Source organism: Sinomicrobium sp., from assembly GCA_029266035.1.
In the GTDB taxonomy this organism is placed as follows: domain Bacteria; phylum Bacteroidota; class Bacteroidia; order Flavobacteriales; family Flavobacteriaceae; genus Sinomicrobium.
This window is the reverse complement of sequence record JAJUFH010000004.1, coordinates 117,370-143,816: the sequence shown is the minus strand read 5'-3', so window position 1 is coordinate 143,816 and position 26,447 is coordinate 117,370. Positions and strand designations below refer to the sequence as shown.

At 42.6% G+C, this 26,447-nt stretch carries 27 protein-coding genes; 15 read left to right on the top strand and 12 right to left on the bottom strand.

What is annotated here, in order from left to right; genetic code table 11:
- Positions 1-66: 66 nt before the first annotated feature.
- The 4 genes from ACYZZR_RS04320 to ACYZZR_RS04305 form a co-directional block, all read right to left on the bottom strand.
- The gene (locus tag ACYZZR_RS04320; protein ID WP_461532769.1) at positions 67-621 is read right to left on the bottom strand and encodes a DUF4252 domain-containing protein; all 555 of its coding nucleotides are present in this window, start codon (positions 619-621) and stop codon (positions 67-69) included.
- Positions 622-645: 24 nt separating this feature from the next.
- A complete protein-coding gene (locus ACYZZR_RS04315; RefSeq protein ID WP_461532768.1) occupies positions 646-1,266 on the bottom strand; it encodes a DUF4252 domain-containing protein in 621 nt (206 codons plus the stop codon).
- A 120-nt stretch (positions 1,267-1,386) separates the two neighbouring features.
- Entirely contained in the window at positions 1,387-1,833 is a 447-nt protein-coding gene (locus ACYZZR_RS04310) for a hypothetical protein (RefSeq protein ID WP_461532767.1), read from the bottom strand.
- Positions 1,820-2,329 (bottom strand): RNA polymerase sigma factor, encoded by a 510-nt coding sequence (locus ACYZZR_RS04305; protein ID WP_461532766.1) that lies wholly within the window; start codon positions 2,327-2,329, stop codon positions 1,820-1,822. Before ACYZZR_RS04305 ends, ACYZZR_RS04310 begins: the two co-directional genes overlap by 14 nt.
- Positions 2,330-2,572: 243 nt before the next feature.
- Here ACYZZR_RS04305 and ACYZZR_RS04300 point away from each other — a divergent pair, with 243 nt between their 5' ends.
- The 5 genes from ACYZZR_RS04300 to ACYZZR_RS04280 all read left to right on the top strand — a co-directional run bounded on the left by ACYZZR_RS04300 (position 2,573) and on the right by ACYZZR_RS04280 (position 8,132).
- A complete protein-coding gene (locus ACYZZR_RS04300; protein WP_461532765.1) occupies positions 2,573-4,048 on the top strand; it encodes a S41 family peptidase in 1,476 nt (491 codons plus the stop codon).
- A gap of 147 nt (positions 4,049-4,195) precedes the next feature.
- Positions 4,196-4,372: a histone H1 gene (locus ACYZZR_RS04295; RefSeq protein WP_461532764.1), complete on the top strand. Its 177-nt coding sequence runs from the start codon at positions 4,196-4,198 to the stop codon at positions 4,370-4,372.
- Positions 4,373-4,594: 222 nt separating this feature from the next.
- A complete protein-coding gene (locus ACYZZR_RS04290; protein ID WP_461532763.1) occupies positions 4,595-5,923 on the top strand; it encodes a PQQ-dependent sugar dehydrogenase in 1,329 nt (442 codons plus the stop codon).
- A 2-nt stretch (positions 5,924-5,925) separates the two neighbouring features.
- Positions 5,926-6,921 (top strand): aldo/keto reductase, encoded by a 996-nt coding sequence (locus ACYZZR_RS04285; protein WP_461532762.1) that lies wholly within the window; start codon positions 5,926-5,928, stop codon positions 6,919-6,921.
- Between the two features lie 101 nt (positions 6,922-7,022).
- Positions 7,023-8,132: a redoxin domain-containing protein gene (locus tag ACYZZR_RS04280; protein WP_461532761.1), complete on the top strand. Its 1,110-nt coding sequence runs from the start codon at positions 7,023-7,025 to the stop codon at positions 8,130-8,132.
- A gap of 160 nt (positions 8,133-8,292) precedes the next feature.
- Here ACYZZR_RS04280 and recQ read toward each other — a convergent pair whose 3' ends face one another.
- From recQ to ACYZZR_RS04245, 7 genes are all read right to left on the bottom strand, one after another.
- Complete coding sequence (recQ, locus tag ACYZZR_RS04275) at positions 8,293-10,395, bottom strand: DNA helicase RecQ (RefSeq protein WP_461532760.1); 2,103 nt, start codon at positions 10,393-10,395, stop codon at positions 8,293-8,295.
- A gap of 146 nt (positions 10,396-10,541) precedes the next feature.
- Complete coding sequence (locus tag ACYZZR_RS04270) at positions 10,542-10,874, bottom strand: single-stranded DNA-binding protein (protein WP_461532759.1); 333 nt, start codon at positions 10,872-10,874, stop codon at positions 10,542-10,544.
- A gap of 276 nt (positions 10,875-11,150) precedes the next feature.
- The gene (locus tag ACYZZR_RS04265; RefSeq protein ID WP_461532758.1) at positions 11,151-12,230 is read right to left on the bottom strand and encodes an iron-containing alcohol dehydrogenase family protein; all 1,080 of its coding nucleotides are present in this window, start codon (positions 12,228-12,230) and stop codon (positions 11,151-11,153) included.
- 64 nt (positions 12,231-12,294) lie between these two features.
- Positions 12,295-12,996 (bottom strand): HAD family hydrolase, encoded by a 702-nt coding sequence (locus tag ACYZZR_RS04260; protein WP_461532757.1) that lies wholly within the window; start codon positions 12,994-12,996, stop codon positions 12,295-12,297.
- Positions 12,987-13,715, bottom strand: a complete 729-nt coding sequence (gene kdsB / locus ACYZZR_RS04255) for a 3-deoxy-manno-octulosonate cytidylyltransferase (protein ID WP_461532756.1) — start codon at positions 13,713-13,715, stop codon at positions 12,987-12,989. Before kdsB ends, ACYZZR_RS04260 begins: the two co-directional genes overlap by 10 nt.
- Positions 13,716-13,871: 156 nt before the next feature.
- Entirely contained in the window at positions 13,872-14,441 is a 570-nt protein-coding gene (locus ACYZZR_RS04250) for a DUF4126 domain-containing protein (protein WP_461532755.1), read from the bottom strand.
- A gap of 43 nt (positions 14,442-14,484) precedes the next feature.
- The gene (locus tag ACYZZR_RS04245; RefSeq protein WP_461532778.1) at positions 14,485-15,912 is read right to left on the bottom strand and encodes an ATP-dependent DNA helicase; all 1,428 of its coding nucleotides are present in this window, start codon (positions 15,910-15,912) and stop codon (positions 14,485-14,487) included.
- Between the two features lie 188 nt (positions 15,913-16,100).
- Here ACYZZR_RS04245 and ACYZZR_RS04240 point away from each other — a divergent pair, with 188 nt between their 5' ends.
- The 3 genes from ACYZZR_RS04240 to ACYZZR_RS04230 are packed head-to-tail and all read left to right on the top strand — an operon-like array spanning position 16,101 to position 18,091.
- Entirely contained in the window at positions 16,101-16,748 is a 648-nt protein-coding gene (locus tag ACYZZR_RS04240) for a hypothetical protein (protein ID WP_461532754.1), read from the top strand.
- Positions 16,726-17,556, top strand: a complete 831-nt coding sequence (locus ACYZZR_RS04235) for a DUF3822 family protein (RefSeq protein WP_461532753.1) — start codon at positions 16,726-16,728, stop codon at positions 17,554-17,556. The genes ACYZZR_RS04240 and ACYZZR_RS04235 overlap by 23 nt, the downstream gene beginning before the upstream one ends.
- A gap of 1 nt (position 17,557) precedes the next feature.
- Positions 17,558-18,091, top strand: coding sequence for an RsmD family RNA methyltransferase (locus tag ACYZZR_RS04230; RefSeq protein ID WP_461532752.1), 534 nt, complete (start codon positions 17,558-17,560; stop codon positions 18,089-18,091).
- A 71-nt stretch (positions 18,092-18,162) separates the two neighbouring features.
- On the opposite strand, the gene ACYZZR_RS04225 is transcribed toward ACYZZR_RS04230, so the two are convergent.
- Positions 18,163-20,103 carry a M1 family metallopeptidase gene (locus ACYZZR_RS04225; protein WP_461532751.1) on the bottom strand — a complete coding sequence of 647 codons (1,941 nt, stop codon included), beginning with the start codon at positions 20,101-20,103 and terminating at the stop codon, positions 18,163-18,165.
- Between the two features lie 231 nt (positions 20,104-20,334).
- Here ACYZZR_RS04225 and ACYZZR_RS04220 point away from each other — a divergent pair, with 231 nt between their 5' ends.
- From ACYZZR_RS04220 to ACYZZR_RS04190, 7 genes are all read left to right on the top strand, one after another.
- Entirely contained in the window at positions 20,335-21,477 is a 1,143-nt protein-coding gene (locus ACYZZR_RS04220; RefSeq protein WP_461532750.1) for an ABC transporter substrate-binding protein, read from the top strand.
- A gap of 9 nt (positions 21,478-21,486) precedes the next feature.
- Positions 21,487-22,509, top strand: coding sequence for a FecCD family ABC transporter permease (locus ACYZZR_RS04215; RefSeq protein WP_461532749.1), 1,023 nt, complete (start codon positions 21,487-21,489; stop codon positions 22,507-22,509).
- Between the two features lie 17 nt (positions 22,510-22,526).
- Complete coding sequence (locus ACYZZR_RS04210) at positions 22,527-23,330, top strand: ABC transporter ATP-binding protein (RefSeq protein WP_461532748.1); 804 nt, start codon at positions 22,527-22,529, stop codon at positions 23,328-23,330.
- 75 nt (positions 23,331-23,405) lie between these two features.
- Entirely contained in the window at positions 23,406-24,737 is a 1,332-nt protein-coding gene (locus tag ACYZZR_RS04205; protein ID WP_461532747.1) for a DNA recombination protein RmuC, read from the top strand.
- An 18-nt stretch (positions 24,738-24,755) separates the two neighbouring features.
- Entirely contained in the window at positions 24,756-25,121 is a 366-nt protein-coding gene (locus tag ACYZZR_RS04200) for a 6-phosphogluconate dehydrogenase (protein WP_461532746.1), read from the top strand.
- A gap of 2 nt (positions 25,122-25,123) precedes the next feature.
- Positions 25,124-25,666, top strand: a complete 543-nt coding sequence (locus ACYZZR_RS04195; RefSeq protein WP_461532745.1) for an acyl-CoA thioesterase — start codon at positions 25,124-25,126, stop codon at positions 25,664-25,666.
- Positions 25,667-25,788: 122 nt separating this feature from the next.
- Positions 25,789-26,427 (top strand): transcriptional regulator, encoded by a 639-nt coding sequence (locus ACYZZR_RS04190; RefSeq protein WP_461532744.1) that lies wholly within the window; start codon positions 25,789-25,791, stop codon positions 26,425-26,427.
- The last annotated feature ends 20 nt before the right edge of the window (positions 26,428-26,447 follow it).

The following is a 26,447-nucleotide window of genomic DNA, read 5'->3' as shown; positions in this document are numbered from 1 at the left end:
CAAAAAAGAGGCGCCTTTTTTAAGACAGCCTCTTTTTTTGTTGTTATATTTAAGACAGACAACCTACTATCTCATCAACTCTTTTAAACCTCCCAATTGTCCTTCATCTATATCTGCCTTTTCTAAGAGTTTGACAAATTCCATCATACTTTCAGCACTCATATCTTTTCCCAATATACGCACCAGTATAAATCCTTTGTTGTCATCTGAACCGAAAAACACCACCTCATCGATGTGGTTTTCTTCTCCAAGGTATTTGAGTACGCCTTTTTTATCCCCGTCAGATAAACGAAATAACTCTTGAAAGCTATCGTCGGCGAGGATGTTGTTTACCTTTTCTTCTTCTGCTCGGAATACAGCCTGATTTTCGGGAGTAACTTGCAAGGCTAATACATTCAGTTTTTTCACAGATTTATAAGCTTCCTTCTGCTCAGGTGTCAGCTCTGTTTGCGACACATCTATCATCCCGGAAGGGAGTTCTACATTGATAAATCCCTCTTTTTCTGCATGGTTTACATAGTACTGCTGCAAACTCTCCTTTTTGCTACAAGCCGAGAACAACAAAACTAAAAAACTCAGTACAGCTCCGGTATACACCGCCTTTTTTATCTCTCTATTCATCCCAATACTATTAAAATTTTAATCCTACTTCTCTCCCGCCTTACCCAATTCTGAAGGGAGGTTCATTTTCTGGGTAAGCAGACTGATTTTGTTGAGATCTATATCGCCGGTAAGCGATAACAATACCGTTTCAAAATTCTTGCTCCCAACATTGACATCTTCCATTCCGGAGACAAACATCAGTAATTCACTAACGTGATCTGCATCCTTACCGGGACGAATGTAGAATTTCACATTAGATCCCTTCTCTTTAACCCTCATGAGTTCTTCGAGAGACTCCTTTTTTATATACCCGTTCATAGTCGATCTCATCTCATCTGAAATTTTTTGGTCCTCAGTAGTAAATACCTTGAGATTTTCAAGCGATTTAACCATATCCATAAAGGCTACAGCTTCCGGATCGCCCGATTGTATTCTCGAAAACAACTTAAACATGTTTTTGTTCACTACTACCGTAGTCACATCGTCCATCGCTTCAAATCTGTCGAATACAGACTGCGAAAAACCACACAAAGGCATTAAGAGTAAACACAGTCCAAAAGTCCATGAGTACGTGAACTTCTTTCCCCCTTTGTTTCTGTTTGTATCGTTTTTTCCACCGGTTACCACTCCCAGAAAACCGGTAAATTCTCCATTCTTTTTCATTGTTTTTTATTGTTTTTAATTTTTATTTGTGGTGCAACAGTATTTTTATTCACTTTCAAACAGTATCGGACTTGTACATCTCATTCTAACATCGATAATCGCTGTGTCTTTTCGTCTTCCTTATCGCAATTCTGAAACTCGAAGGATACGGCTCTTAGTCTGATCAAATTCCTCTAAGTACTCCATTCCCTCCGCGCCTTTATTCAAGTTCTCGCCTATCATATACAAAGCCTGTACCGTCTCTTCATAGGCCAATCTAGCCTCCCTGTCTTTAGAAGAGGAATAATTGGAAAACCAAATTCCAGCGGCAATTGCAATCACAGCGGCGGCTGAAAGCCAAGCATATATAGGTGTTTTGCTCCTTTGCTCTCCTAGCTGAATCTCCTTTTTTGATATTTCATCCCTACTTTGTGAAAAATATCTAAATACCACAGCATACTCTCTGAGATGAGGTGCAATATCTCTCTCCGGATTAGTAAAATAATCACGTAAGATTCTCTCTTCTGCAGTACTGCTGTTGCCTTCGAAATACTTTTCCAAGTATTTTTCTATTTTATCCAACTCCATACCTGTGTTTTTTTATCAGTTCTTCCCGTACAGTCTTCCTCGCTCTCGAGAGGGCTACTCTCACCGAAGCCGGGTTCATCTCCAACATCTCGCCTATCTCTTCAAATTCGTAATGCTCAACATCTCTGAGCTGTAAAACCATTTTCTGTTGCTCCGGTAGTCTCTGCACAATTTCGTGCATCAGAGACACGCTATCCTTTGCTTCTACCTGCGCCTGTAGCGAACTCGACTCATCTGTGTAATTGGTGTGAACCAATTGCAGATTTGAGGCCTGTTTAGAACGCAACCGATCCAAACAGTAATTCTTAGTCGCGGTCACTGCAAAAGCCTCTATACTGCGATAAGCCGTTATTTTGCTTTTGTTTACCCAGAGTTTCAAGAGCACTTCCTGCAGTGCATCCTCCGCCTCTTCGGTAGAGGTCAGCAATCGTTTAGCCAGCCGGAACAACTTGTCCTTAAAGGGCATTACGGTATGCAAAAACTCTGCCTGCTCCATTTTTTGTCGATTAATTTTCTCTGAATGTACTTATTTTTTTTTTTAACTCGCTTTATCAAAGTCGCTGTTCAATGACTTATGAAAAATCCTCAACTGACTCTAACAGCTTCTCAAAAAGAAGACGAACCAACATAAAAATTGTTACAAAAAATTTCGAAATGCCAATAATTAAAGTAATTTTAGCGTTTTATACTTCGGTAGGGAGCCCTTTTAAGACAAGATTAAGGACCAAAACACAAACCTATGAAAAAGATTTTTTACTTTCTGCTCAGCTCGGCTGTGCTGTGGAGTTGCTCTGGCGACGACGATGCAAATTTCACCCCTAAAACTTCTGAAGAACTCGAGATTCACGATTTTGTATGGAAGGGACTCAACGAATGGTATTTTTGGCAAAAAGATGTAGACAAGCTCGGCGACAACAAATTTACTTCCAATAAAGACTACGAGAACTTTTTAAACAAATACGACTCCCCAGAAGAGCTTTTTGACGGTCTGTTGTACCAGAAAGACCAAGTTGATCGCTTTTCCTGGATAGTAGATGACTACGAAGAATTGCTAGGATCGTTCAGAGGAGAGAGTGAATCGTTCGGTTTTCAAATAGGAGACCTCGTTCAAATCTCCGATGATGGAACCGTTATTATGTATATAGCTTATGTGGTTCCCAACTCTCCCGCTTCTGAAGCAGGAATAAAAAGAGGGGATATCGTGTACAAAATAGACGATGTAGAACTCAATACTTCAAACTTCCAGGTCGTCAATAACTATTACAACAACAGCTCTATAAAACTCTCGTTTGCCACCGTGCAAGGTGATGTGTTAACCCCTACGGGAAACACCCAAATACTACACACTCGCACTGTATTGGAAAATCCGGTGCGTCATAGTGAAATTATAACTCTAGGAGATAAAAAAATAGGATATCTCGTATACAACGGCTTTAACAATACTTACAACGGTGAACTCAACGACGTATTCGCGGATTTTAAAACTGCAAATATAGATGAACTTGTACTGGATTTGCGTTACAATGGAGGTGGATCGGTAGAGACCTGTACTTACTTGGCAAGTATGATTTATGGTAAGGCCTCCGCTTCCGATACTTTCGCCGAATCGATATTCAACGATAAAAATACCAGACAGAATTCTAAAGACACCTTCGCCGACAAAGCGAGGATTTTCAACAAGACTACCGGTAATGACACCGGAGATAAGGTGGATATCAACCGTATCTCTTCGCTGAATAGGGTGTATGTACTAACCAGCAATGATACAGCTTCGGCCAGCGAAATGATTATCAACGGCTTGAGTCCCTATATGGAAGTTGTGGTAGTAGGAGATACAACCTATGGCAAAAATGTAGGTTCGATAACACTCTTCGATTCTCCTACATTCGATACTAGAAATATAAACCCAAATCACCTATACGCCATGCAGCCCATTACATTTACCATTTACAATAAAGATGGGGAAAGCGATTACATTCAAGGTTTTACACCAGACATTCAAGTTTTGGAATACGAATACTGGGACGATATCAAAGCCTTTGGAGATATAGACGAAGCACTGCTAGCCGCTGCCCTACAAGACATCTCCGGAATACAGGCCAAAAGAGCCCCTCAACCGAGACAATATGCAAAAGTGAAAGGTCTCAAAGAAAGACCTTTTTCAAAGGAAATGTATATTACTCCTGGAGAAATGCAGTCGAATAAAGCGCTATAAAAGATGAGTTTTAAAGTTAAAATCAGCTTATTTGTGGAAAAAACCCCCTTGTAATCACAATAGTCTAAAACTACAGGCGTTCTATGGTAGAGATATATTCAAAATTATTTATTTTAGCCTTTCAATGTTTAAATTTAATAAATCACAATGAAACAGTTATTAGAAAACATCCAGACCCAAGTAGAGTCGTTCAACACTGAAGCTCAAGCACAAGTAGAAAAAGGAAATAAAGCTGCCGGAACCAGAGCTCGTAAAGCTGCACTGGAAATCAGCAAGCTCATGAAAGAATTCCGTAAGGTTTCACTGGAAGCTTCTAAAAAATAAGAGCTCCCAGAAGAAAAAATCCTTCAGGATATTTCTATTATCAATAAAACAGGCTTTTCGATAGAGGAGAGCCTGTTTTTTGTTTTACCGTAAAATACCCTGCCATAAGTTGTGTTGACAAGCGATAGCAGTCTACAGCATTTCTACAATTATTTTGCTATTGGCTTATGTCGATAAATGATTTTTTTATAAATTGACGTATTACAACTAAAAATTCACGCTATGATACCACTTTCTTCCAAAAAGCACTCCCTACGCAACTTATCAGCAATATTGCTGGCATTGGGAGCACTTTCATGCGCTCCCGACAACAGTAAAAAGCAAAAAGGCGTACAGCCCGATCCAGACAATGCAGCACTAAATCTCCCTGAAGGTTTTTCTGCACTAAAAGTAACTGACAGTATTGGCAGAGCAAGACATCTGGCGGTAAATGACAAGGGAGATATTATGGTAAAACTCGCACGTCCGGACAGTGAAGGCAACGGAGTAATCGTCCTTCAGGATAAAGACGGTGACGGACGCACCGACGAGCAGAGCGGTTTCGGAAATTACGGAGGAACCGGAATCGCCTTACACGGAGATTATCTCTATGCTTCGTCGAATACTTCGGTTTTTCGATACCCTCTCAACGACCAGCAACTACCGGAAAACACCAGTACCCCCGATACCATAATACGCGGACTGATAGATCAGGGACAGCACAATTCCAAATCTATCGTATTGGACGACAAGGGTAATATTTACGTAAACATAGGCGCCTATTCCAATGCTTGCCAAGAAGTTGATCGCACCAAGGGATCTCCTGGAATGTACCCCTGCCCCATACTCGATTCTGCTGGAGGAATATGGCAGTTTAAAGCCGATAAACTAAGGCAGTCGTACGACGAGGGACTGCGCTATGCTACCGGACTTCGGAATGTGGTAGGGCTCGACTGGAACCGCCAAGATCAATCGCTCTATGTTATGCAGCACGGTCGTGACAACCTCTCCGACCTCTTTCCTGAATATTTCGATGCCGAGACTTCGGCCAACCTACCTGCCGAGGTAATGTACAAAATAGAAGAAGGAGACAATGCCGGATGGCCCTATGTGTATTACGATCAGGAACAAGGCAAATACATACTCGCCCCAGAATATGGAGGTGATGGAAAAAAAGAAGCCGAAGAAGGAAAAGGTGCCGGAGCTATTCCTCCAAAGGTAGCCTTTCCAGCGCATATGGCTCCTAATGGCTTACTCTTCTATACCGGCAATATGTTTCCCGAAAAATATAAAAACGGTGCTTTTGTGGCTTTCCACGGTTCGTGGAATCGGGTACCGGAAGAACAGACAGGATATATGGTAGCCTTTGTTCCATTTGAAAATGGCGAACCTACAGGATCCTGGGAAGTCTTTGCCGACGGATTTGCCGGCACCTCTCCTGTAATGGCGCCTAGTCAGGCTCTACACCGACCTTGCGGACTAGCACAAGGCCCCGATGGATCACTGTATGTTTCAGACGATGTCACAGGAGCCATCTACCGCATTATGTACAACAATGACAAACAACAATAGCAATGAAATACAGAACTTTAGGAAATACAGAACTAAATCTATCGGTAATTACCTTCGGAGCATGGGCTGCAGGAGGATGGATGTGGGGTGGAACCGAAAGAAAAGAGGCAGTTAGTGCCATAAAAGCTTCCTATGACGCCGGAGTGACTTCTATAGATACAGCACCTATTTACGGACAGGGAACCAGTGAAGAAATCGTGGGAGAAGCCATTAAAGACATCCCTAGAGACAAGGTGCAAATACTCACTAAATTCGGTATGCGATGGGATTTGGCAAAAGGAGATTTTTCATCACATAGTCAGGATAATTCTGGAAAAGATATCGATATCTATAAGTACGCAGGAAAAGACAGTATTATCAAAGAATGCGAAGATAGCTTGAAGAGATTAGGTACCGATTATATAGACCTGTATCAAATACACTGGCCCGACAAGACCACTCCTATACAAGAAACCATGGAGGCGGTACACCAGCTTGTACAACAAGGAAAGGTACGTTATGCCGGGGTGTGCAATTACAGTGTTGAACAAATGATTGAAGCCGAAAAACACATCTCTCTAGCATCCAACCAAATGCCGTATAGTATGGTGCTCAAGGATATCGAAAAAGATGTGGTGCCATACTGCTTAGAACACGGCAAAGGTATTTTGGCCTATAGCCCTATGCAACGCGGACTACTCACAGGAAAAATGAAACCCGGTCATCGCTTTGCCGAAGGTGATCACCGCGCATCCGGAGTGTTCTTTAAGGAAGAAAACCTAATTCGTACCAACGCCTTTCTAGACAGCATAAAACCCATAGCCGACAGCAAAGGGCTTAGCCTTGGTCAGCTGGTGCTGTTGTGGACTTTAGAGCAGCCCGGAATTACCATCGCCTTGGCAGGAGCGCGAAACGCCACACAGGCAGTTCAAAATGCCAAAGCCGTAGAAAAAGAACTCACCAAAGATGAGCTGAGACAAATCGATGAGAATTTAAGACAACTCCAATTAGTAAGCTAATAAGGATACTTTTAACTATTCATTTTTAATTATATACCAAAACCTGAGGTTATACCATTGGAAATTTTAACTTTGCATCCAAACCAATAAATTCAGTATCTATGAAAAAATTAGGCGTTTTACTTCTAATAGCTTTCGCCGTAATCGCCTGCGATCAGCAAAGCAAAGACAACTATACCATTACCGTTAAGGCCGACGGACTGGAAGACGGTAAACAGGTATTTCTCAAAAAAACCGATGAGAACGGTCAGCCTATAGATGTAGATACCACCGAGGTTATGAACGGAGCCTTTACATTTACCGGTAAGGCGGAGATTCCTGAATTACATTTTCTCATTATAGATCAAATAGGGAATATCCCTGTAATTGTAGAAAACGGAAATATTGAAATAGAAGCATACAAAGACAGCCTAAACTACTCTAAGTTAGGAGGCACACCTTCCAACGACGACTTTTATACATTTATGTCGGGAACACGTGGGATAAGCGACAAAATAAAAGCCCTGCGCGAACAGATGATGAAAGCCTCACAGGAAAGAGATACCGTAACTATTGCAACCTTGCAAGACGCTTACGGAGATATTCAGGTGGAAGCAGGAGATTACGAACTCGATTTTGTAGAAAATCACTCCGATTCTTATATCTCTGCCCTGATACTGGAAAGAATGTTGATGACCCAGTCACAAACCCCTGAAAAGATTAAAGAACTACTGTCAGGACTCTCTGAAAATACCAAGCAAACCAAGGTAGCTCAAAGACTGACAGAGCGAATTGAAAACCTTACCAAGACATCTATAGGTGCTATAGCCCCCGATTTCTCTGCCCCCACTCCCGAAGGGAATGAACTATCCCTAAACGATATCAAGGGTAAAGTAACCATTATCGATTTTTGGGCTGCATGGTGTAAACCATGTAGGATTGAAAACCCCAATGTGGTAAAACTATACGAAAAATATAAAGACAAAGGACTGAGCATTATAGGCGTATCTCTCGATCGAAAAAAAGAAGAGTGGGAACAAGCTATTGCTGAAGATCAGCTTCCCTGGCATCATGTGTCTAACCTGAAATTCTGGCAAGACCCCATAGCACAACTCTACAATGTAAGAGCCATCCCCGCCACATTTATTCTCGATGAAAACGGAAAAATTATCGCCAAAGACTTAAGAGGTGATGCCCTCGAAGCCAAATTGGCCGAACTTTTTGAAATGTAATCCATACAGAAAGAGATTTAAAACCCCATATCGGAATAAATTTTGATTCCGATATGGGGTTTATTTTTTTCTTCAATCGACATCTCTAAGCGTATTTTAAACCACCTACAAAAGCTGCTGAGCTGTCATGCTGTTTATTGTCTAATCTATCAGAGAATACTTACATCTCTTGCGCTATCAGATACAATCCGAATCTGATTTTCCAATAGGGCAATGCCCCTTCAAAATATTCGAAATAAGGTTTGAGAATATCCTTTACCTCAAGTGCCTCTCTTGCCTCTTTCAGTTGTTTCACCTCGTCTTGAGTGATATAATCCATCAAATCGATAGCCTCGCCTTGCTGGTGCTTTTTCAGCAAATGCCCCATAATAGTATCCACTTTCAGCCCTCTTTTTTCTGCGATATCGCCAATCTCATATCCCTGCTTGTAAAGCGAATAAGTTTGGTCTTCTGTGGGTAATTTCTTGTGTTGCTCTTCTTTGTAGACGGCTATAACCTCCAGAAAACGGGAGGCGTACTTTTCCAGTTTGGTCTGCCCTACACCTAATACCTGTGCGAACTCATCCCTGCTTGAAGGACACTTGGCCTCCATATCTTTCAAAGATGCGTCGTTAAAAATGATATAGGCAGGCATATTTTCCTCTACAGCAATCTCAGACCTCAGTTTTTTGAGACGTGCAAAAAGCCCCTCTTCTCTTTTCTTCTCACTATCCGATTGCAAGGCCTTCTTTTTCTTAGCAGCAGGAGAAGACCTTTCTACATGTGCCAGTTTTACCTTTCTCCCCTTAAAGAGTACCTCCTTAGCCACATCCGTAAGCAGCAAGCGCCCGTGTTCCTGAAAGCAAACCTCGAGTATCCCCTGATTTACCATCTGAACAATGTACTGCTGCAGTTGCTTCCAGGAAATATCCCTTGCGGCACCATAGGTTTTTAGCTGTTCGTACCCTTTGTCAAAAACCGCAGCGTTCTGTGCCCCTCTCAGCACATCGGTAAGCATTCCGAGAGCCTCCTGCTCCTTTAAGCGAGCCACCGCCGAACACACTTTCTGTGCCAGAACAGTGCCGTCGAAATAAGTGGGTGGCGACTTACACACATCGCAGTGACCACACCCTTCTTCCAATTTTTCTCCAAAATAGTGAAGCAGGGTAGCTCTCCTACAATGCAGGGTTTCGGCAAACTGTTGCATGCGTTCCAATTTGGCTAACTGTACCGACTCTGTGGGAGTATTTTCTATAAACTTCCGCTGTTGTATCACATCGGCATAACTATAAAACAATAAGGCATATGCCGGCAAACCATCTCGACCACCCCTACCTATTTCCTGGTAATAGCCCTCCACATTTTTAGGCATATTGTAATGGATAACCCAGCGAACATTGCTTTTGTCTATACCCATCCCAAAGGCTATGGTAGCAACCACGATAGGAACTCGATCATTTACAAAATTCTCCTGTACCTCGCTTCGCTCTGATGCAGTCATTCCCGCATGATAAGCGGCTGCATTCACCCCTTTATCTCTCAATTTTGCCGCGAGCTGTTCCGTAGACCTTCTACTCAGGCAGTATACGATGCCACTCTCGTCAGGGCGTTCGCGAATAAAAGAAAGTATCTGTGCTAAACGAGCTGTTCCGGGTCTCACCTCGAGAAAAATATTCTTCCTGTCGAAAGAAGCGATATGGGTATAAGCATCCGGAATATCCAACTGAGAGCGTATGTCTTCACGAGTAGCCGAATCGGCAGTTGCCGTAAAAGCCGCTATAGGAACTCCAGGAAACCTCTCCTTCAAGTCTTTAAGTCGAGTGTAAGCCGGACGGAAATCATGCCCCCAAGAAGATATACAATGGGCTTCATCTACCGCGATCATACTCACTTTGTGCTGCCCGAGTTCCGGAAGCAAATACTGAAGGCTCTCTGGCGCTACGTACAAGAGCTTTAAAATCCCCGCCCTCAAATCTCTCCATAAATCAGATTGATCTTCAGCAGTTTGATTGCTGTTATAACAGGCAGCGACCACACCGTTGGCGCGAAGTGCATCTACCTGATCTTTCATCAATGCGATAAGAGGTGAAACTACTATAGTCGTTCCCTCAAGTATTAGTGCTGGCAATTGAAAACACAGCGATTTACCACCACCCGTAGGCATTACGGCAAGCACGTCATTACCGCTGAGAATCTGATTTACGATAGCTTGCTGACCCGGACGAAAATCGTCGTAGCCAAAATATTTCTTGAGATATGTGTCGAGTTGAGATGTAACGGTCATGGCACAAAGTTATAAACATTTTTACGATTGTATTCAAGCCCGATTAACCACTTTATCACTTCTTTTTGCGGCAGACAAAACACCTAAAAAGAAAAGACAACACAATTGATCGGGCCCGACACATTTCAGAATTCCTAACCAAAAGATTATTTTCCTAACAAGAGCAACTCATTGCACTGTATCTCGGTCATATAATGTCGCTTCCCCTCATTATCTTGCCAGGATCGGGTAGTCAGCTTGCCCTCTACGGCAATTTCCTTGCCCTTGTTTACATAGCTTTCCACCACATTTACCAATCCACCTCTCACCACCACATTGTGCCAATGCGTGCGGTCTACTTTCTTACCGTCTTTGTCTTTGTAACTGTCGTCGGTAGCCAGGGAGAAACGCGCCATGCGATTCCCGTCTTTAAAGCTCACATACTCGGGATCTTGCCCCAACCTTCCAATTAACTGAACCTTGTTTCTGATTGCATTCATAATACTGTATTTAAAAAGTTAGACATCAATACTGCCTCCAGGTATATCCCTTTGGCTGTACAAACATAAATGCCTATTTTTCCATTATTCGGTACTTAATTACTTACTTTCGCTTGTAATCGATTATAAACGTTTATAACCTTTTTACAATCTAAAAATCAAATGATTACATAAAAATATTTTATCTACAGAATTTAATTGCGATCAGGAAAAGTATCTCACAAAAAAAGGGACGTCCAAAATTTTAGGCGTCCCTTTCTTCTGCAATCGTCAGAATTACATCTTTTCATACATCCCTCTTAATTTTTGAGGAGTTATAATATCTTTCCAATCCTTACCAAGGGCGTTTTCCCATAGTGGAACCATCCCCATAGAAACATTTATAATGGTATTGAAGTCGTCCTCACTTAAATTTGCACATACTGCAGTTGGAATTTCCACACCGTGCTTGTCTACCATTTTCCGGAACTGTCTAACCCCCTCCGGGTAGAATTCCTCAAGTTGGTTAAACACTATACAATTTCCTACACCATGTCTTGTACCGAGAAGATAAGACAATCCGTAACTCATAGCGTGTGCCACTCCCACCTGCGAATAGGCTATACTCATACCTCCGTGCCAGGAGGCCATCATCAACTTATCTCTCATCACTTCATCTGAAAGTGAGTTACCCAAAAACACCTCATCGCACAACTCTTGGGCTTTTTCTCCATAACTCTGACTAAAAGCGTTGAGATAAGTTCCGGTAAGAGATTCCACACAGTGAATATAGCAATCCATTCCCGTGTAAAACCATTGGTCGAGCGGTACCCCCACTGTGAGATCCGGATCCAATACCACTTGATCGAAAGTAGTAAAATCAGAGTTTATTCCGAGTTTCTTTTCCGGTCCTGTAAGCACTGTTGTTCTGGAGACTTCTGCCCCGGTTCCACTTATGGTAGGTACTCCTACGTGAAAAACAGCTCTGTGTTTCACTAGATCCCAGCCCTGATAATTTTCAGATGAGCCTGGGTTGGTAAGCATCAGGGCTACTGCTTTTGACAAATCCATTACCGTACCTCCTCCTATTCCAATAATGCCAGAAGGCAATACTTCACTGCTATTTTTTATCTGATCTCTAATAGCGTCAACCTGAGAGGTTTTCGGTTCAATAAGAGAATTGATATATATTATGCGGTCACTTCCGGAAAGCGGAATCCGATGCTCGAGGGAACTTCCTTTAAAAACATCGTCTAACAAGAAGACAAAAGGGGATTTAGTGCTTTCTCGTTTTGGAGTAAGAATCTCTTCCAACTGGTCAAAACTACCACGCCCGAAGACCACTCTCGGAACCATCGGGAAATTTTTAAACTTCATAAAATTGCTTTTTGTATTCTTTCACTTCTCTACTTCAATCCAAACCACTTAAGAACTGTTGTAACTACTGCAAATAACGCAGTATCTCTTTAATATTTCTCACTGTATCATATCTTCCACCCATCTCATTTTCACTTACTGTTTCATGTAGCCAAGTGGTGTGAAACGGCACGTGTATGGCATATCCTCCCAAATTGACAACGGGAAGTATATCCGATTTCAACGAATTTCCAACCATGAGAAATTCGGAGGGTGAGATTTCCAGGTGATCTAACAGCTTGCGGTAATTCTCTTCTTTTTTGTCGCTGAGTACCTCCACATGATGAAAATACTCCGACAGTCCGGAGCGCTCCATCTTTCTCTCCTGATCGAGAAGATCTCCCTTGGTAAGCAGTATAAGCCGGTATGTATTGCTCAACTGTTCCAAAACCTCTTTCACTCCGTCCAACAGTTCCACGGGTTTAGATATCATCTCTTTTCCAAGATGCAGAATTTCTGATATGGTTGCGGTTGAAATCTGCCCATTCGACAAATCGATGGCACTTTCTATCATAGATAACACAAAACCCTTGATTCCGTAGCCATAGAGCTCGAGATTTTGTATTTCAACTTTAAACAATTCTTGGTCTATCTTATTCTCAGTCTCATAACGAGACAGCAGGCGAGCAAATTTCTGCTCGGTCTCCCTGAAGTAGGTTTCGTTTACCCACAGCGTATCATCTGCATCAAAACCGACAACCTTTACAGCGCTGTAATTTATTTCCATAACTGTCTCGCTCGTTCCAAGTCTTCTGGGGTATCGATTTCTACTCCTTCTACATCGGTCTCTACCATTTTTATCTTTTTGCCGTATTCCAGATAGCGTATCGCTTCTATTTTTTCAGAGGCTTCCAGCGATAACATAGGCAGGTGATAAAAATCAACTATTGCTTTTTTCCTAAAAGCGTATATGCCCTTGTGTTTAAAATAGCGCGCCCCTACGTCTTTTGCTCTGGGATAAGGAATAGGTGAACGAGAAAAGTAAAGTGCAAAGCCCTGATGATCTGTAATGACTTTCACGATATTGGGATTGCTTATTTCTTCCCAGTCTGTAATCTCAGTCATCAAAGACGCCAAATCGATTTCTTTTTTCTTATCTTCCCCAAAAACTGCGACTACTTTTTCCAGACTTTCTCGTTCGGTAAAGGGTTCGTCTCCCTGAACATTAACCACAATATCTACATCCATCTCCGCAACAGCTTCAGCTATTCTATCGCTTCCGCATTCGTGTTCTTTTACACTCATTATGGCCTTCCCTCCATAGTTGACAATTTCCTTGTAAATAATCTCACTATCGGTCACCACATATACCTCGCTAAAGAGTCCGGTTTGTACGGTCGCCTCGTAAGTGCGAACAATAACCGGCTTGCCGTTGAGGTCTTTCATCAACTTCCCAGGAAGTCGGGTTGCCGCATATCGGGCAGGAATCATAGCTATTATCTTCATGGCTTAGCTTGTTAGTTTTTAGTTATTTGTCTTCCTCAGCATATTAAAAAACAACTGAGGAGTTTCTATACGAATACGGCAGCTGTTATAGTTAAAATAGTCGCTCTAAACCATATTTATGGCCAAAATTAAGACATTTCTCCCCACCCTAAAGCATCAAGGTGATTTTCGCGGTCTAATCCGACGATAGAAACGGTATACTACAACGAGAATTAAAATGACAAATACAATAGCTATTACGGGTACTGCAACAGCCAAAATGGATAATACTCCCGACACTGCTGTCTCTATAAGTGTAATAATGGAATTACCAAAACCAGCAGTAGCTACCGATGAGGTAGCTCTGGTGGTCACCGATGCTCCCTTTATGGCGGCAGCCGTACCACCACCTGCAATCAGCCCTATCGCCCAAGTCATGGCAGGATCTAAGCCTACAAGAGTGGAAACCACCACCATGGTTCCTGCAACTCCGGCTAAAGGGAGTGCTATACTGTCGAGCAGATTGTCTACCCAAGGAATAAAATAAGCAAACACTTCGGCAACCACGGCGACTCCGAGAATAATCAATGCAGGCCATCCGCCAAGCCACTGCCAGTTCTCATTGAGGTCCCACGCCCCAAAATGCGCCGCTAAACTGAGTACTAACAGCGGAACAAAAACGCGAAACCCCGTACTTGCCGCAAGTCCGATGCCCAAAAAAATACTAATAACGGTTTCAGATGTCATACATCTTCTTTTTTAGTCTTAAATCAAATATAAACAAACACTATCACTCCTCTACAAAAAAATCGTCTTTAAAACCGATGAGGTAGAGTTTGTGTCTAGCCCTAGTCACTGCAGTATACAACCATCTCAGATAATCTCTATCGATGCCGTCGGGAAGATAGGGTTGTTCTACAAATACTGTATCCCATTGCCCTCCCTGGCTTTTGTGACAGGTTATCGCATATGAGAATTTGACCTGAAGGGCGTTGAAATACTTGTTGTTTTTTACCTTGAGAAACTTTTTATAGCCCGAACGCTCTTCCTCATAGTCTTTCATCACTTCCTGATAGAGTCTGTTGGAATCTTCATACGACAGCGAAGGTGTTTCGGCCTGAATGGTATCGAGTAACAACACCGTTTCGAAAGGGGACATATCGGGATAATCGATCATTCGGACCTTTACTTCGGCAAATTTAAATCCGTAGAGCTCTTTTATCGCAAAGATTTCCAATACCTCAACGATATCTCCGTTCGCGATAAACCCTGCCTCGCTGTTGGCTTTTACCCAATAGTAATTATTTTTTACCACCATGAGCAAATCGCCCGTCGTGAGCTCGTTGTCGTGAAATAGTATCCGGCTTCTTATTTGCTGGTTGTACAGATTGGCGCGCTTGTTTGAACGCACTATGATTGCGGTTTCCTCTGGTCCCATATTGCCGTATGCCTCGTCTATCGCACTCTGAATGTCATAACCGTCGGTAAGCCTGACTATATCGTCAAACCTATTCAACTCAAACTTAAAATCGAAAACGGCCTCCTCTCCAAGGCACTCCCGAATACCGGTTGCATTGTAGAGAATACCCGAATTGAGCTGCTGTCGCACTACTTCGTCCAATTCTATTAGCCCCACCTCTTTATTGTAGTGCAAGGAGAGGGTATTTTCGTCCAGAGCCGGACTTATATCGAGGTTTACCGGAGGTAGCTGGGCAGTATCTCCTATGAGCATGAGTTTGCAATTCTGTCCGGAATATACATAGTACATCAAATCGTCGAGTAATGATCCGTTTTCAAAGAGCTTGGAGTCTCCCGGCAAATCGGGTATCATCGAAGCCTCATCCACTATAAAAAGGGTGTCGCGATGCTTGTTAGACTGCAACACAAATTTCATACTACCTCCCTTCTCTTTCTTTGGAAAATAAATTTTCTTGTGAATGGTAAAAGCTCTGGTATTGGCATAAGAGGTAATTACCTTTGCCGCTCGGCCCGTTGGAGCCAACAAAACTGTTTTCTTGTAACTCCCCTTCATCTGCTTCACTAAAGTACCTATAATGGTGGTTTTTCCAGTACCTGCAAATCCTTTGAGTACAAAAACCCGATTCTCTTCGGTAGAAAACACATAATTAGCCAATTGCTGTAATGCCGCTTCTTGTTTTAAGGTAGGAGTGTGTGGAAACTTGCCAATCAGATCTCGGTAAAAGGAAGACACATTCATAAAAACTTCTTTTGCCAAAAGTACAAATAGATTTTAAGACACGACATCCTCTTATTGTCGGGAATTTACTTCTCTATTCCCACTTTCTCACTACCTATCTCCTTTTTTAGAAAGAAAAACTTTTCTGAATAAAAAAAAATTGTAGTTTTGCGTAAAACCTCTTTAATTTTTAAAATCGAAAAAACAAGATGAAGACAGGGATACAGATTGTTTTATGGCTACTCAGTATTTTCTTTGCGTACAAAATTTACCGTTCGGTAAATGACCCTATTCAGTTTGAAAAGATAAAAAAGGAACGCTATGCCAAAGTAATCGACCGCATGAAAGATATCAGGGATGCTCAGGAAGCATACCGAGCAGTAACCGGAAGATTTGCAAACGACTTTAACAGTCTGATTCAGTTTGTAGACACTGCTGAATTTGCTATCACTCAACAGAGAGATACCAGTTGGGTAGAATTCGATCCTGTATATCAGATCGACATGCCAAGAGAGAAAAAAATTATAGACACTTTGGGCTTTATCGGTGTTAAAGATTCTCTTTTTAAAGATTCTGACAGTTATAAAAACATGATGAAGGTGCCCTATACCGATGGGGTAGAATTCAGTATGCAAGCCGGAACTATCAACAGAAGTGGTTTTACAGCGGCTGTATTCGAGGCTAAAGTGAGTAAAGACGCTATCCTCAAAGATCAGCCTCAAGATCTCGTAGCTCGAGAAAAACAAATAATATCGGTTGACGACGTAAATGGTCCGGAAATTATCGTCGGATCAATGAACGAAGTAAAAACGACAGGAAACTGGCCGATGATCTATGACTCCAATCGAGAAAACTAAGACATATACAACCAATTATAACGAATTGTCCATTCAGGTAAGCCTGAGTGGACTTTCTTTTTGTGTGCTAGACGGTTTGAGCAAAACGGTTTATGTATACGAAAACCACCCTTTTGACGAAAAGGTCACGCCTAAACTATTACTCGAAAAAACGGAAGCCCTATTTGCTGAAAAAGACATATTGCAACAGGCTTTTAACAAGGTACATCTAATCCATCAGAACAACCTCTCTGCATGGGTGCCCCAATCCCTGTTTCAGGAAAAGAAATTGTCGGAATACCTGAAATTCAACACCCGAATCTTCGAAACTGACTTTGTGACTTACGACAATCTGGATGTTGCCGAACTCGTCAACGTATACGTCCCACTGGTCAACATCAACAACTTTATCTTCGATCGTTTCGGCGAATTTGAGTACCGCCACTATTCGAGTATTCTTGTAGAAACCTTAATACGTCACAGCCCAATACACCAAGAGCCAACTGTGTATGTACACAAACAAGACACTCATTTTGAAATAGTAGTACTGAAAGACGGCAAACTCCAGCTATACAATTCGTTTGAATACAACAACGAAGTTGATTTTATATACTACATCCTCTTCACAGCAGAGCAATTAGGTCTGAACCCCGAAACCGTTCCCTTACTTCTACTGGGCCAAATCACTCAAAACGATGCCTATTGCAATATGGTGCATACATATATAAGAAATATTTCATTTGGACAACACCACTGTCTGTACAAGCTGGACAAAGGGGTATCTACTATACCACCTCACGAATCACCCATTCTTCTAAACTCCTTTTAACATGCGTATTATCTCCGGAAAATACAAGGGAAAAAGACTGCTGGCACCCAAAAAACTTCCCGTACGTCCCACAACCGATTTTGCCAAGGAAGGATTGTTCAATATTTTGGAAAATCACTTTTACCTCCAGGAAATCACCGTTACCGACCTCTTTTCAGGTACGGGAAACATCAGTTACGAATTTGCCAGTAGAGGTGTAAAACAAATAACTGCAGTAGACGCGTATCCGGGCTGTGTACAATTTATCCATAAAACGGCCGAGGCCCTCAACTTTCCTATCAAAGTGATAAAAAGCGATGTCTTTCGATTCCTTCAAAAGGTAAAAACAACCAGTGATATTGTCTTTGCAGATCCTCCGTACGACTTTCCCGAAGAAGAATTTGCCAAAATACCTCAAATGGTCTTTGAAAATGAGTTGCTGGAAGAAGATGGGTTTCTCATAATCGAACACTCCAAACACACTCGTATGGATCAGCTACCTCGCTTTGCCTTTGAGAAAAAATACGGCAATTGTATCTTCAGTTTTTTCGAATAATACGAACAAAAAAACCACCTCAGAAATCTGAAGTGGCTTTCTCATTTAGTTAAACCTTCAATGCCTTCGGCTTATGATCGAGGCCATACATTGTTGGAAGTATTCACATCCGGAATTATCTTATCTGGATCTATTTCCACTTTTTTCACTTTCTTAGTGGTATTCAACAGATGTAACCACTCCGAACCTTTTTGCCATATTTCCACAGGCAAAGTCTTGCGTTCTTTACTGCCGTCTTCATAAGTAAGCTCGTATACCACAGGCATCGGAATATCTCCTCTATTGCTAAAACTCATTACAAAATTTCCGCTGTAAGGTCCCGCTTCATCTATAGAGAGATCTATATTTCCATCACTGTAAAACCATCCTTTCCAAAACCAGTTCAGATCTTCTCCGGCCACGTTTTCTACTATATTAAAAAAGTCTCTTGGCTGTGGGTGTTTGTAAGCCCAAGCTTCTATATAAGCCTTAAAGGCATTGTCAAAACGCTCTTCGCCCAATATATACTCTCTCAGTATAATGAGCCCCAAAGCGGGTTTGTAATAAGCTACCATACCCAAGTTATGACTCTGGCTTATATCGGGATAAGTAGACACTGGTTCTCTCCCGCTATTGGTAAGCCAGCCCACCAACCTCGAAGAGTTGGCCAACCTAGATTCGTACTCTCCATTGTTGAATGCAAGGGTACTGTAATGGTTGATAAACGTATTAAAACCTTCGTCCATCCACGCATAGCGTCTTTCGTTGCTCCCTACTATCATCGGAAACCAAATATGTCCAAATTCGTGATCGGTTACCCCCCAAAGTGAACCCGACTTAGATTTGTAGCTGCAGAACACTATTCCAGGATACTCCATCCCTCCGACATTAGAGGCTACATTTACCGCTACCGGATAAGGATATTCATGCCATTTTTCTGAATAATATTCTATCGACGCCTTGGTGTATTCGGTAGAACGTCCCCAAGCTTCTTGTCCGTCACTTTCCTTGGGATACACCGACTGAGCCATCGCTTTTTTACCACTTGGGAGATTTATGCGTGCTGCGTCCCAAATAAATGATTTGGAAGAAGCAAAAGCCACATCCCTAGTATTTTTCATCTTGAAATGCCAGGTGAGTTTGCCATCCTGCTTCGGACGGGTTACATCGGTGTTACCTGCCTCTTCAGGGCTGATCAGATATACAGTTTCATCACTCTGCATAGCCTTGTTCATCCTATTTTGCTGCTCTTTGGTAAGTACCTCTTTAGGGTTTACCAACTCCCCTGCCCCTACCACAATATGATCGTAAGGCACCGTTATCTTATAATCGAAATCACCGTACTCGAGATAAAACTCTCCCGCTCCGAGGTACGGCTCAGTATTCCATCCTCGCTCATCGTCAAAAACAGCCACTCTGGGATACCATTGCGCTAGCGAATAGATGGTTCCTTTTTCCGTTTCTAAACGCCCCATTCTATCCATTCCCTTTTCAGGAATTTTGTATTCGAAACTCATAGATACCGTAGCGGTTCCTCCCTTTGCAGGAATGGCTTCGTTAAAAAACACTTGCATTCTAGTATCGTTGATGATGTATTTACTGGAAGCCTGCCCTCGGCGTCCGGCAGTAGCCACAACATCGGAAATTTTATATCCGCCGTCTATATCTCCCGAATAGCGATTGCCCTGAACTGGCGTGGTTAACGTCCCCCTGGAATCTTCAGTAAAACGATTCTGATCCATTTGCAACCAGATAAAATTAAGGGGTTCTGGACTGTTGTTGTGATAGGTTATGGTTATTTTTCCCTTGAGCCGATCGGAAACGTCATCCAGCTCTGCTTCTATAGTATAATCGGCTCCATTTTGCCAGTATTCCGGTCCCGGAACCCCAGATGCCGAACGATAGGCGTTGCCCGATCTATCCATAAACTCGCCAAATAGATCCTGGTTATTACCGTCGGACTCCTGGGCTTGCAATCCAAAGCCCATAAAAGCCATAATCACCAGGATACTCCCCGTAATTTTTCTCCTCATGTCTTGTTGGTTTAATGATTATTTTTAATTAATTGGAAATATCAATGCTAAAATACACAAAGATTCGGACTGTTAGTAATTGATTTAACATAGGGTTAACTTTGAAAAGAACTATTTTGATGACCAGCAATGAATAGTGAGTAATGAGAATTTAGATCAACTGCCTACTGGCGCACTACAAACTACCAATCACATTACCGCTTCTTGATTATTTATTTTACTTTTGAACTCATGATGAAGTTTTATCTATGCACATTCATTACACTGTTCCTGCTCTTTTCATGTAAAAGAGAGAAAACGACGCATAATAAAAGTGAAGGACGGGAGGTTGATATCACTTATGCCCAAGGATACAGTATTAAAAAATTTGACAGATACACACAAATTGAGGTCAATTCTCCCTGGCCTGAATCCAATAAAACGTACACCTATATCCTTTACGAGAAGGAAGAAGATATTCCCGAAGGGATGAGTAGTGATGCTAATATACAAGTACCTGTCGACAATTTGGTGGTAACTTCCACCACTCATATCCCTGCACTCGAAGCACTTGGAGCGGAAACCCGGCTTATCGGATTTCCCGACACCCGCTATATCTCTTCTCAAAAAACTCGAAAGCTAATAGACGACGGGCAAATTAGAGATCTAGGGAGTAACGAAAAACTAAACACCGAAATACTCATAGACCTCGATCCGGATGTGGTAATTGGTTTTGCAATTAACAACGGTAATAAGGCATACGACATAGTGCAGCAGTCGGGAATACCAGTGGTTTTTAACGGCGACTGGACCGAAAAAACCCCGTTGGGAAAGGCAGAATGGATAAAGTTCTTTGCTCCTTTTTTCGGTAAAGAAGCGGAAGCAGAACGCATTTTCAAACATATCGAAACGGAGTATCTCACTGCCAAAGAATTGGCTAAAAACGCCAAAAAAAAACCAACTGTACTAAGCGGAAGTATTTTTCAAGATTCATGGATACTCCCGGGTGGAAAGAGCTGGGCAGCTCAATTTATAGAAGATGCCGGAGGCAATTACCTCTGGAAAGACACCGAAAATACCGGAAGCCTCTTTCTCAGCTTAGAAAGTGTACTCGACAGAGCTAGTGATGCCGATTTCTGGATAGCTCCGTCTGCCTTTACCAGCTTCGAAGAACTCCAAAAAGCCAATCCGCACTACACCCAATTCAACGCATTCGGTAAACAACGCGTTTTTACTTATGCAAAAACACGAGGAGTCGGAGAGGGAATGCTTTATTTTGAACTCGGCCCCAATCGTCCTGATATTATTTTGAAAGACCTAATAAGTATCTTTCATCCCGAGATACTTCCAGACTACGAGGCTTTTTTTTACAAACCACTGGACAAAACCCAATAACCAGATCATTTGAAAACAACAAGATCATATTACCTCCGCTTTTCCATCTTTGCACTGCTTCTCGCTTTGTGCTTTTTGATGAATATCAGTCTGGGATCCATACATATTCCGTTTAGCGATGTATGTTCCATATTGTCTGGAGGTACTTCAGGGAGTTCTTCCTGGGATTATATCGTTGTCCATTACCGACTTCCAAAGGCTTTGACTGCCGTACTCTCTGGATGCGGACTAGCGGTAAGTGGTTTACTGATGCAAACGCTGTTCAGAAATCCACTAGCCGGACCGTTTGTATTGGGTATCAGTTCGGGGGCAAGCCTTGGCGTAGCCCTGCTCATCATGGGAGCCTCTGCACTCGGCATTTCGCTGTTTACCAGCAGTTTTTCACTGGCCATAGCCGCCACAGCCGGAAGTTTTCTAGTCCTGCTTGCCGTAATGGCTGTAGCATATAAAGTAAAAGACAGCATGGCCATACTCATCATAGGCCTGATGTTTGGGAGCATTACTTCTGCAGTGGTAAGCGTACTCTCCTATTTCAGCAGCGCCGAAAAACTACAACAGTACATCTTTTGGTCATTCGGCAGCCTCGGAAATCTGAGGTGGAACGAGCTTACCATACTCTTCTCTCTTATTGTTGTAGGTGTACTGATAAGTGTCTTTTCGATAAAAAACCTCAATGCCCTGCTACTTGGAGAAACCTACGCCTCCAGTCTGGGGGTAAATGTGCGAAGAAACAGAATAGCACTGATTCTCGCTACCAGTTTGCTGGCCGGGGCAATAACCGCCTTTGCCGGCCCCATAAGTTTTATAGGTCTGGCTGTACCCCACCTCACAAGACAAGTATTCAACACCACCAACCACAGAGTACTGCTCCCGGCAGTAATTCTCTATGGTGCCGTATTGATGCTTATCTGCGACAGCATTGCACAATGGCCACTGAGTGAAGACACCCTTCCTATCAACGCTATAACTGCTCTGGTAGGAGCGCCAGTAGTAGTATGGCTATTGGTGAGAAAACAAAGAATGATTTTTTAACCCTTCAAAAATTCCTCATGCCCGACAAAGCACCAACGGAACAAGCAACAGTATTGCAGGCAGAACAGCTCAGCATAGGCTATAAAAGTCGCAAAAAAACTACTGTTATAGCCTCCGACATCTCCTTTACCGCTCGGAAGGGAGAACTCATTGCCATTGTTGGAGCTAACGGAATGGGCAAAACAACACTGCTGCGTACCCTAGCTCGAATACTTCCCGGAATTTCGGGTGAGCTATATCTCCATCAAAAACCACTCAAAACCTATAGCGCTACAGCACTAGCACGCGAAATTGCTCTGGTACTTACCGGACATCATCCATCGGGAAATCTCACCGTAAACGAGGTCGTAGCGCTCGGAAGACATCCCTATACCAATTGGACAGGAACAATTAACCCCAAAGATCAAGACAAGGTCGACGAAGCGAAAAAACTGCTTGGCATTGAAAAACTCGGAGCTGAAAAATGCCATATTCTGAGTGATGGACAATTACAAAAAGTAATGATTGCGAGAGCCATAGCCCAAGATACAGCTCTTATTATTCTAGACGAGCCCACCACCCATCTCGACGTATACCATAAAACTCATATTCTCAAACTGCTCCGCACACTTGCCCACAAAACCGGAAAGAGCATAGTCTTTTCGTCTCACGAAATAGAACACTGCATACAGCTCTGCGACAAAATACTCCTCATGCATCGCGATGGAAGTGATTTTGGCGGCCCTAAATCCTTAATTCAAAACGGAACCTTCAACCGTCTTTTCCCCGAAGACCTTATCGCGTTCGATCCGAAAACCGCATCGTTTCGCATCGTGGAGTAACATGGATTATCTCAGTCGAGAAGAAAGAGGTCATATCTCAAAAAATTCTATCTTTGAAGTGTTAAAAACAAACAGATGTACACCAGTTCTCATTTACTTATCGTCGCTCTTACGGCTCTGATAACCGGTGTATTTCTCGGATTTCTCTTCTATCGCCTTAGGCAAGGGCGTCACCTCGCCGCCGGAAAAGAGCGCGAAAGAGCGCTGGTTCAAGAAAACAACAGACTTGTACAGGAAGTAAACGACCTCAAAACAGAAAAAACAGCCTTGCAAAGCGAAAAGGAAAATACAGCCCTGCAGCTCGTTCGAAGAGAGACCCAATTGGAAAACCTACAGAAAAAACTGGTTGAACAACAGGAGGAAACCCGGGAACTCAGAGAAAAATTCACTCGAGAGTTCGAAAACTTAGCCAACAGAATCCTGGAAGAAAAAAGCAATAAGTTTACGCAGCAGAACAGAGAAAATATCAAAAACATCCTCGCTCCGCTTCAGGAAAAAATACAGCTCTTTGAGAAAAAGGTAGAAGACAGTCAGAAAGAGAATATCAGCATACATTCCGCACTTAAAGAACAACTCCTACAGTTGCAGCACCAAAATCTAAAAATCACCAAAGAGGCCGAAAATCTCACTCGCGCGCTGAAGGGAGACAGCAAGATGCAAGGTAATTGGGGTGAACTGGTGTTGGAGCGGGTGCTAGAAAAAAGCGGACTAGAAAAAGGACGTGAGTACGAAATTCAGAAAAGTATTAGCAGAGAAGACGGCACAAGAGTGTTGCCGGACGTTGTCATACACCTCCCTGACGGAAAGAAAATGATAGTGGATTCTAAAGTGAGCCTCACGGCCTACGAGCGCTATGTAAACGCAGAGGGCGAACAACAACAATCCTTTCTCAGCGAACACATCGCCTCTATAAAACGCCATATTGAACAACTATCGGCAAAGCGATACGAAGACCTCTACCGTATAGAAAGTCCGGATTTCGTCCTGATGTTTATCCCAATAGAACCGGCCTTTGCCCTCGCCGTAAACCACGACAACACATTGTACAGCAAGGCCTTTGACAAAAATATCGTTATCGTAACCCCTGCCACACTACTCGCCACCCTGCGCACCATAGACAATATGTGGAGTAACGAAAAACAACAGCGCAATGCCGTTGAAATAGCCCGGCAGGCAGGAGCGCTATATGACAAGTTTGAAGGACTGGTAGGCGACCTCACAAGAGTTGGCAAAAAAATGGAAGAAGCCGACAAAGAGTACAAAGGAGCTATGAACAAGTTGGTAGAAGGAAGAGGAAATATTATTTCCAGTATTGAAAAGCTCAAAAAAATGGGAGCTAAAGCAAAAAAGTCCCTACCCGAATCCGTTTTGGAAAAAGCTGAAGAAAACGAAGAAAAACAACATTAACACAAACCCATCCGACTTATGAAAAAAGCCGCTATTATCGTTCTGCTATCTGTTATAGGCCTATTTTTGATCTATTATGCCTTTGTCTATTTTGTTCCCTTCAGTCAGGGAGTACGTTCTGGAGAGTTGATAAAAATAAGTCATAGAGGGGTTGTAGTAAAAACCTGGGAAGGCGAAATAAGTCAGGGAATATCAGGAGCGCAAATCTTTAAATTTTCTATACTCTCCAAAGATGAAAAGGTTATAGAAGATCTCAAAAAATTTCAGGGTAGGTACGTAAAGGTAGACTATGTAGAAAGACTGGCCAGATTCCCTTGGCTAGGAGACACCAAATACTTTGTAACTAATGTAGTAGAAGAACAATCGCCACACCAAAGAAACTAATTATGAACACTGCTTTTAAAACGGTTGAAGAATCGGCCGTAACCATCTCTGTACTCATGCTGCCGTCGCATACCAATTTCAGCGGCAAAATACACGGAGGCTATATATTATCACTGCTCGACCAGATTGCCTTTGCCTGTGCCTCCAAGCACTCGGGCGCCTATTGTGTCACCGCATCGGTAGATACCGTAGATTTTCTGAATCCTGTAGAGGTCGGAGAACTGGTTACCCTAAAAGCTTCGATCAATTTTGCGGGAAATTCATCTATGATTATAGGCATACGGGTAGAAGCGGAAAATATTCAGACGGGAAAAGTAAAGCACTGCAACTCCTCTTACTTTACCATGGTAGCCAAAAACGAAGCGGGTCAAAACGTTGGCGTTCCAGGTATTATTATCAGAAATGAAAAAGAATTACAGCGCTTTCACAAGAGCCTTAAACGCATAGAGCACAAAAAAGAAAGAGACGCACACGCCTTTGCTGTGCGCTTTAAAACAGATACCGAAGAGGTGTACAACAGTCACAAGGTAAAACTCGATCTGTAGTTAGCCTGAGTATCATCTCTGTACACGATATTTCTACATATCGCCTTTTAAGACGATAATTTAAAATATCGTTTCATTGCACGATATTTTGAAATATCGTATAATTAACCGATATTTGTGTTATGATCAGTGTTATTACAGGAGATATCGTCAATTCGAGAGCCTCGTCATCGCCCGACTTGTGGCTCGGTCCTCTTAAAAAAGCCTTATCGGAAGTGGCTGTATCCGAAAAATATTGGGAGATTTTTAGAGGCGACAGTTTTCAGGTAGAAATACAAGACTACTACAATGCTTTCCGTGCGGCGGTATACATCAAGGCCTGCATAAAGACCCTCAGGGAGCTCGACGTGCGAATGGCCATAGGAATAGGTGATAAGACCCACGAGGGAGGCTCCGTATCCGAATCTAACGGAACGGCCTTTATCTATTCGGGCGAACTCTTTGAGCGGCTAAAAGAAGAAAGGAGCAAGCTCGCCATTAAAACAGGGGTCCACCAAACAGACGAAGAACTCAATCTCTATTTCCGTCTCGGACTTATCGCGATGGACAATTGGACCTCAAACTCGGCAGAGATTGTAAAGCTCACCATGGCCCAGCCTTCACTGTCACAAAAGGAGCTGGGAGCCATGATAGGGATCAAGCAAAATACGGTGAGTGAACGACAGAAACGCGCCTATATGGACGAAATCACAGCTATAGACGCTATGTACAGACAAAAAGTCGATCAACTCAGGTATCACAATCCCCCCGAAACAAAGTGATCTTAAACCAAAACCATTGT

Excerpts from the sequence above, each read along its gene's own strand:
- ACYZZR_RS04315 (WP_461532768.1), bottom strand. The coding sequence starts at position 1,266 with ATGAAAAAGAATGGAGAATTTACCGGTTTTCTGGGAGTGGTAACCGGT.
- ACYZZR_RS04270 (WP_461532759.1), bottom strand. The coding sequence starts at position 10,874 with ATGAATGCAATCAGAAACAAGGTTCAGTTAATTGGAAGGTTGGGGCAA.
- ACYZZR_RS04310 (WP_461532767.1), bottom strand. The coding sequence starts at position 1,833 with ATGGAGTTGGATAAAATAGAAAAATACTTGGAAAAGTATTTCGAAGGC.
- ACYZZR_RS04205 (WP_461532747.1), top strand. The coding sequence starts at position 23,406 with ATGTACACCAGTTCTCATTTACTTATCGTCGCTCTTACGGCTCTGATA.
- ACYZZR_RS04230 (WP_461532752.1), top strand. The coding sequence starts at position 17,558 with ATGCGTATTATCTCCGGAAAATACAAGGGAAAAAGACTGCTGGCACCC.
- ACYZZR_RS04265 (WP_461532758.1), bottom strand. The coding sequence starts at position 12,230 with ATGAAGTTTAAAAATTTCCCGATGGTTCCGAGAGTGGTCTTCGGGCGT.
- ACYZZR_RS04245 (WP_461532778.1), bottom strand. The coding sequence starts at position 15,912 with ATGAATGTGTCTTCCTTTTACCGAGATCTGATTGGCAAGTTTCCACAC.
- ACYZZR_RS04195 (WP_461532745.1), top strand. The coding sequence starts at position 25,124 with ATGAACACTGCTTTTAAAACGGTTGAAGAATCGGCCGTAACCATCTCT.
- ACYZZR_RS04285 (WP_461532762.1), top strand. The coding sequence starts at position 5,926 with ATGAAATACAGAACTTTAGGAAATACAGAACTAAATCTATCGGTAATT.
- ACYZZR_RS04260 (WP_461532757.1), bottom strand. The coding sequence starts at position 12,996 with ATGGAAATAAATTACAGCGCTGTAAAGGTTGTCGGTTTTGATGCAGAT.
- recQ (WP_461532760.1), bottom strand. The coding sequence starts at position 10,395 with ATGACCGTTACATCTCAACTCGACACATATCTCAAGAAATATTTTGGC.
- ACYZZR_RS04290 (WP_461532763.1), top strand. The coding sequence starts at position 4,595 with ATGATACCACTTTCTTCCAAAAAGCACTCCCTACGCAACTTATCAGCA.
- ACYZZR_RS04190 (WP_461532744.1), top strand. The coding sequence starts at position 25,789 with ATGATCAGTGTTATTACAGGAGATATCGTCAATTCGAGAGCCTCGTCA.
- ACYZZR_RS04320 (WP_461532769.1), bottom strand. The coding sequence starts at position 621 with ATGAATAGAGAGATAAAAAAGGCGGTGTATACCGGAGCTGTACTGAGT.
- ACYZZR_RS04200 (WP_461532746.1), top strand. The coding sequence starts at position 24,756 with ATGAAAAAAGCCGCTATTATCGTTCTGCTATCTGTTATAGGCCTATTT.
- ACYZZR_RS04235 (WP_461532753.1), top strand. The coding sequence starts at position 16,726 with ATGACTCCAATCGAGAAAACTAAGACATATACAACCAATTATAACGAA.
- ACYZZR_RS04225 (WP_461532751.1), bottom strand. The coding sequence starts at position 20,103 with ATGAGGAGAAAAATTACGGGGAGTATCCTGGTGATTATGGCTTTTATG.
- ACYZZR_RS04295 (WP_461532764.1), top strand. The coding sequence starts at position 4,196 with ATGAAACAGTTATTAGAAAACATCCAGACCCAAGTAGAGTCGTTCAAC.
- ACYZZR_RS04220 (WP_461532750.1), top strand. The coding sequence starts at position 20,335 with ATGATGAAGTTTTATCTATGCACATTCATTACACTGTTCCTGCTCTTT.
- ACYZZR_RS04280 (WP_461532761.1), top strand. The coding sequence starts at position 7,023 with ATGAAAAAATTAGGCGTTTTACTTCTAATAGCTTTCGCCGTAATCGCC.
- ACYZZR_RS04240 (WP_461532754.1), top strand. The coding sequence starts at position 16,101 with ATGAAGACAGGGATACAGATTGTTTTATGGCTACTCAGTATTTTCTTT.
- ACYZZR_RS04210 (WP_461532748.1), top strand. The coding sequence starts at position 22,527 with ATGCCCGACAAAGCACCAACGGAACAAGCAACAGTATTGCAGGCAGAA.
- kdsB (WP_461532756.1), bottom strand. The coding sequence starts at position 13,715 with ATGAAGATAATAGCTATGATTCCTGCCCGATATGCGGCAACCCGACTT.
- ACYZZR_RS04305 (WP_461532766.1), bottom strand. The coding sequence starts at position 2,329 with ATGGAGCAGGCAGAGTTTTTGCATACCGTAATGCCCTTTAAGGACAAG.
- ACYZZR_RS04300 (WP_461532765.1), top strand. The coding sequence starts at position 2,573 with ATGAAAAAGATTTTTTACTTTCTGCTCAGCTCGGCTGTGCTGTGGAGT.
- ACYZZR_RS04250 (WP_461532755.1), bottom strand. The coding sequence starts at position 14,441 with ATGACATCTGAAACCGTTATTAGTATTTTTTTGGGCATCGGACTTGCG.